Raw genomic sequence first — 6197 nt, forward strand, 5'->3', positions numbered from 1 at the left:
CGGCCAGGTTCTCGTCCAGCGGGATGTCCGCCGGCTCCTCCCCGAGCAGGTCGGCGACCTCGGCCCGGATCCGCTCCACCGTGAAAGCCACGCCCGTCACGTCCAAACCCGTCACGTCCACACCCGTCACTTCCCGTCACTCCCCCGCCAGCATTCCGAGCACGGCCGTGGTCGTGGTGACCACCCCGCACCGTCCGGCGATCCACTCCAGCGCCGCGCGGTGCTCCTGCGGCCCGAAGTCAGCGACGGCGTCCGCCACCACGAACGCCTGTACGTCCCGCATCCAGGCGTCGCAGGCGGTGGCCTGCACGCCGATGTGCGCGTACACGCCGGTGATCACCAGCTGGTCCCGGCCCTGTTCGCGCAGCAGCCGGTCCAACTCGGTGCGCACGAAGGCGCTGTACTTCCACTTGGTGAGTACGGTGTCGCCCGCCACCGGGGCGACGGCCCCGGCGATCGCCGTGGCGCGCGGGTCGTCCGGAATGCCGGGGCCCCAGAAGTCCTGCTGCAACCCGCGTTCGGCCGGGCTCTGCCCGCCGCGCTGCGCCGAGTAGACGACCGGCACGCCGTGCGCACGGGCCGCATCGCCCAACGCGGCCGCCTGACCGAGGAGTTCGGGCACCGGCGCGGCACCGGCGTCGAAGGCGTCCAGGAAGTGGTTCTGGAGGTCGTGCACCAGCAGCACGGCGCGCGCCGGGTCCACCGTCCAGGAGACCCGGTTGGCGGGCAGCTCCTCGGCGACGGGCATGGGATAGGAGGGAATGCGGGGCAGGCCCACGGCGGTCGTTCCTTCAGTAGTCGGAAATTCCGTAGTCGGAATTCAGCAGTCGGGGAGGTGGGTTCAGGGGCGGGCGAGGGAGGCCGCGATGGCGGCGCGCAGGTCCTTCTTGCTGACCTTGCCGATCCCGGTGGCGGGGAAGGCCTCGACGAACTCGACCCGGTCCGGCACCTTGTAGTCGGCCAGCCCGCGTCCGCGCACGAAGCGCTTCAACTCGACGCCCTTCGGCGGCGCTTGCCGGTGTTCGGGCTTGAGCACCACGTACGCGCAGGTGCGTTCGCCCAGGTACGGGTCGGGCATCGACACCACCGCGGCATCGTGCACGGCCGGGTGGGCGAGCAGGTGGTTCTCGATCTCCTCGGCGGCGACCTTCTCCCCGCCCCGGTTGATCTGGTCCTTCGCCCGACCCTCCACCACCAGGTGGCCGGACGGCAGTCGGCGGACCAGGTCGCCGGTGCGGTAGAAACCGTCCGCCGTGAAGGACTTGGCGTTGTGCTCGGGAGCGTTCCAGTAGCCGCGAATGGTGTACGGGCCGCGCGTCAGAAGGTGCCCGGTGACGCCGTCGGGCAGGTCGCGGTCCTGGTCGTCGACCACCCGGACCTCGTCGTCCGGTGAGATCGGACGGCCCTGGGTGGTGGTGACCAGCTCCTCAGGGTCGTCCAGCCGGGTGTAGTTGACCAGTCCCTCGGCCATCCCGAACACCTGCTGCAGCGTGCAGCCCAGTACCGGGCGCACTCGACGGGCCGCCTCCGTACTGAACTTGGCGCCGCCGACCAGCAGCACCTCCAGGCTCTCGTGGCCGCGCGCGCCGCGCTCGGCGGCGTCCAGCCAGAGCAGTGCGAGCGGCGGCACCAGCCCGGTGACGGTCACGCCCTCGCGCTCGATCAGCGGGAAGGCCGTCTCCGGACTGGGCTGCGGGCACAGCACCACCCGGCCGCCCGCGTACAGGGTGCCGAGTGAACCGGGCGAGCTGAGCGGGAAGTTGTGGGCGGCGGGCAGCGCGCACAGGTAGACGCTGCCCTCGTCCAGCGCGCACAGCTCGACCGAACCGCGCAGCGAGTAGATGTAGTCGTCGTGGGTGCGCGGGATGAGCTTCGGCACGCCCGTGCTGCCGCCGGACAGCTGGAGGAAGGCGACGTCACCGGGGCTCGGGTGCGCGGAGGGACCCGGCCCGTCGCAGGGCACGTCCGCCAGCCGCACGTGCTCCCCCGCGTCCTCGCCGGCCACCAGCACCAGCCGCAGAGATGGGCTCTCCGCCCGCACCCGGGACGCGAGTTCGCGGTAGTCGAAGCCCCCCTCGACGGCCGGCACGACGTACGCCGCCGCCCCCGTGAAGGCGCAGAAGTACCCGATCTCGGCGTACCGGTGCGCGGGCAGCGCGAAGACCGGCAGGGCGCCGATCCGGAACAGCGCGAAGACCACCTCGAAGAACTCGGCGGCGTTGGGCAGTTGGACCACCACCCGGTCCCCGGCCCGGATCCCCCGGGCGATCAGTCCGGCGGCCATCCTGTCGGCCCGGCGGTCGAGTTCGGCGTACGTCCAGCGCCGCTCCTCCCGCGCCGCCGAGTGGCCGCCCGGGTCGACGACGGCGATCCGCTCACCGTGCGCGGTGGCGCGCTCGCGCAGCATCCGCCCGAAGGTCTCGCCGCGCCAGTGCCCGGCGGCCCGGTAGCGCTCGGCGAACTCGGCGGGGTACGGGGTGAAACCCGCCGCGACCGTCTCCAGCGGCGTCACCGCGCCACCCCCGCGGCGTCCAGGAAGGTACGGAACTTGGCGCTGGTCTCGGCGAGTTCGGCTTCAGGCCGGGACTGCTCGACCACTCCCGCACCCGCGTACACCCGCAGCGTCCGCGCGTCCGCCTCCGCGCAGCGGATGGTGACCACCCACTCGCCGTCGCCCGTCGCGTCACCCCAGCCGACCATCCCGGTGTACAGGCCCCGGTCGAAGGGTTCGACCTCGCCGATCACCCGGCGCGCGACGTCCGTGGGCGTCCCGCAGACCGCCGGGGTCGGGTGCAGCGCGGTGGCCAACTCCAGGGCGGAGACGGCCGGATCGGCCAGCTCGCCGCGGATCTCGGTGGCCAGGTGCCACATGGCGGCGGTCCGCACCAGGGTTGGCCTGCGCGGTACGTCCAGGTTGCGGCAGTACGGCGTGAGCGCGGCGCGGATGGCGTCCACCACGACGGCGTGCTCGTGCAGGTCCTTGGGCGAGTCCAGCAGCGCTGCGGCGCGCCGCACGTCCTCGCCGAGGTCGTCGCTGCGCGGCACCGAGCCGGCCAGCGGGTTGGCCAGGACGGCCGTTCCCCGCCGGGAGAGCAGGAGTTCGGGGCTGGCCCCGATCAGGGTGCGGCCACCGCCGGCGGGCACGGCGAAGGTGTAGCCGCCGGGGTCGCGGCGGGCCAGTCGCTGCAGGATGGCCGGCAGGTCGAGCGGGTCGGGGGTGCTCAGCTCCAGTGTGCGGGCCAGCACCACCTTGCTCAACTCACCGCCCCGCAACCGCTCGACGGCCTCCGCGACGCCCGCGCCGTACGCCTCCGGCTCGGGCACCGGGCGCACCCGCCAGCCGGCCGTCCCGGCCGCCGGGACGGGCGGTGCGGGCAGCGCGATCAGCGGGTCCTCGCCCAGCGCCCCGGCGGTACGGACCCTGACGGGGACGGCGAGTTCGGCCCGGCTCTCGTGGTCGAAGGCCACCGCCCCGACCACCAGCGGCCGTTCGACCCCGACGCGACGCGCCTCGGCCAGCGTCTCGGCCACCCGGACGGGCAGCGGCCGCGCGTCCTGCGGCACCCGGGCGTGCACCCCGGCGGCGAGCAGGGTGCGGGTCGGTGAGGCGAAGAACGCCTCGTCGTCGGCGGCCCGGTACTGGCCGAGCAGCCCGCTGGCCGCACCGATGACGGCGACGTCGGGCCCGGCGGGGGCGTGGTGCACCGTGGTCACGGTGGTTTCTCCAGTCTGGGACGGTCTACGGTCGGAGGTCCACGATCCGAGGCCCGTGGACCAAGGCCTGTGAGTCAAGTTCTGTGAAAGGCGGTTCAGGCGCGCAGGGTCGCGCCGCCGTCGACGTACATGTCGTGCATGGTGATGTGCCGGGCCCGGTCGGAGGCCAGGAAGAGCACCGCCTCGGCGATGTCGGAGGGCGCGGCGATCCGCCCGAGCGGGATGCCGACCCGCCAGGCCGCCAAGTCGCCATCGACCAGTCGCCGTTCGGCCGCCTCGGCGTCCTCGCCCCACAGGGCGCGCTGCATCTCCGTGTCGGTCGACCCGGGCGAGACGACGTTGCAGCGCACCCCGGACCGGGCGAGTTCCAGCCCGAGGCACCGGGTGAACATGGTCGCCGCCGCCTTGGACGCCGCGTACGCGGCCATGCCGGCGCGCGGCACCCCGGCGGCGTTGGAACCGACGGTCACCACGGCGCCGTGCCCACGGGCGGCCATCCGCCGCCCGACCGCACGGCCGGCGTGGAACACCCCGGCGGTGTTGACCGCGAAGGTCTCCGACCAGTCCTCATCGGCGAGTTCGACGACGAGTCCGGTCCGCAGGATCCCCGCGACGTTCACCAGCACGCCGATCGGCCCGAGTTGGGCTTCCACCAACTCCACCACCCCATCGACGGCTTGCGAGTCCGCGACGTCCAGGACGTACGGGTGCACGGCGGGCGACTCCGCCACGAGACCGGCGAGCGAACCGGCGTTCCGGTCCACCGCCGCGACGACCGCCCCCTCGGCGACCAGCGCCCGGGCCACGGCCGCGCCGATGCCCTGCCCGGCCCCGGTCACCATCGCGACGACACCGGCGAATTCGGACCGCGCCACAGGACATCCCCTCCGACCAGCAACATTAGGTAAGGCTAACCTAACACAGCTGTTCGCCCCCGCCGAGCGCCTGTACGAACGTCAACTCGCCCTGGAAGGGAGAAGGCCGCCCGCCCCGGACAACGGGGCGGGCGGCCTCGGATTCCTCCCGGTGCGGCCTACGCCGCGCCGCTCACGTAGATCCAGCCGAACCCGTCATGGCCCTCGCCGTCCAGGTGCTCCGCCCGCCGCAGACCGGCGCGCACGGCGACGCGTTGGGAGGCGAGGTTCGCCGGCTGCGTCGGAGGGGTGTGCGGACAGGCGGACGGCGTCGATGCCGTCCCGATGGGAGCGCCGGAGCGACAGCCGACGGATGGTCGGTTCTTCGTGTCCGCTCGTCCGGGGACGGAAGAACATCGGACGGCGGTAGCTCCGTCAGCGGGCCGCCGGGGGCGGGGTGAGTCCGGCGCAGCCGCGCAGGCCGTCGCGGCGCTTGAGGGCGGCTTCGGCGGCGGAACCGGTGACCGGCTGCGGGATGCCCTTGTCGTCGATGGTGGCCGGGGCGAAGGCCTCGCCGGTGACCTTGCCGTCGGCGGTGAGGGTGAGGGTGGTGACGCCGGTCTCGTTGGAGTTGGCGTAGTTGGAGGTGCCGTACCAGAGGAAGTTGCCGAAGCCGTACCCGATGTAGGTGCCGCCGAGCATGCCGGAGCCGACCATGGTGTGGGCGTGGGTGCCGACCACGGCGGTGGCTCCGGCGGCGGCGAGCTTCTTGGCGATGGCGGTCTGCGGACCGGTCGGGCAGGCCTTGCCCTCCTCGCCCCAGTGCAGGTAGACGAGCACGACCGGGGCCTGCTGCTTGGCCGCCTGCACGGCCGCCAGCAGCGCGGGGACGTCCAGCGCCGAGGCGATGCCGGGCTTGTTGGCGCCGGACCGCCACTTCTGGTTGGTGAGGTCCTCGACCTGGCTCGCGGCGACGACGGCGACCTTCACCCCGCGCACGGTGGTCACGTACGGGGCGTACGCCTCCTTGGCGTTGTGCCCGACGCCGACCACCGGGATCGGCGAGGAGTCCTTGGCGGCGAGGGTGTCGGTGAGGCCGTCGGCACCGAAGTCCACGGCGTGGTTGTTGGCCATCGAGACGACGTCGACGCCGGAGTCCTTGAGCACGGACAGCGCCTTGGGCGAGGTGCGGAAGGTGTACGTCTTCGGCTCCGGCGCGCCGCGCCCGGTGATCGCGGTCTCCAGGTTGAGGACGGACAGGTCGGCGTCGGCGAGGGTGCGGGAGATCGGGCCGAGCGCCGGTTCGGGGGCCTGGACGGAGAGCCGGGCCTGGGTGCGGCCCTCGAAGTGGACGTCCCCGGCGAAGGCGACGGTGATGGTGCCGTCCGGTCGGGGCGCGGTGTTCTTGGTGGGGGCCGCGCCCGACGCCGGGGCCGTACCGGAGGCCGTGGCGGGCGGGGCGGCCGCGCCGCCGGAGGGACCGGCGGCGGAGGGACCGGCGGCGGACCCCGGGGCGGGGTCGTCGGGCCCACAGGCGGCGACGGCGGTCAGCCCTACGAACAGCGCGACGGCGGCCGCGGCACGGCGCATGACTGGTTCCCCCCGGGTTCGATGCAAGAGCGGTCAGCC

At 73.6% G+C, this 6197-nt stretch carries 5 protein-coding genes; all 5 read right to left on the reverse strand.

The genetic code is table 11. From position 1 onward, the window contains the following. Positions 1-136: 136 nt before the first annotated feature. The 5 genes from J0670_RS26850 to J0670_RS26870 all read right to left on the reverse strand — a co-directional run bounded on the left by J0670_RS26850 (position 137) and on the right by J0670_RS26870 (position 6158). Positions 137-778 carry an isochorismatase family protein gene (locus J0670_RS26850; protein ID WP_207814257.1) on the reverse strand — a complete coding sequence of 214 codons (642 nt, stop codon included), beginning with the start codon at positions 776-778 and terminating at the stop codon, positions 137-139. A gap of 63 nt (positions 779-841) precedes the next feature. Then, positions 842-2503 (reverse strand): (2,3-dihydroxybenzoyl)adenylate synthase, encoded by a 1662-nt coding sequence (locus J0670_RS26855; RefSeq protein ID WP_243437570.1) that lies wholly within the window; start codon positions 2501-2503, stop codon positions 842-844. A gap of 5 nt (positions 2504-2508) precedes the next feature. Next, the gene (gene dhbC, locus J0670_RS26860) at positions 2509-3714 is read right to left on the reverse strand and encodes an isochorismate synthase DhbC (RefSeq protein WP_207814259.1); all 1206 of its coding nucleotides are present in this window, start codon (positions 3712-3714) and stop codon (positions 2509-2511) included. A gap of 95 nt (positions 3715-3809) precedes the next feature. Next, positions 3810-4556 carry a 2,3-dihydro-2,3-dihydroxybenzoate dehydrogenase gene (locus tag J0670_RS26865; RefSeq protein ID WP_243437572.1) on the reverse strand — a complete coding sequence of 249 codons (747 nt, stop codon included), beginning with the start codon at positions 4554-4556 and terminating at the stop codon, positions 3810-3812. Positions 4557-5003: 447 nt separating this feature from the next. Continuing rightward, complete coding sequence (locus J0670_RS26870; RefSeq protein WP_207814261.1) at positions 5004-6158, reverse strand: CapA family protein; 1155 nt, start codon at positions 6156-6158, stop codon at positions 5004-5006. Between the last annotated feature and the right edge of the window lie 39 nt (positions 6159-6197).

The organism is Streptomyces sp. FH025, from assembly GCF_017427025.1.
Taxonomy (GTDB): Bacteria; Actinomycetota; Actinomycetes; order Streptomycetales; family Streptomycetaceae; genus Kitasatospora.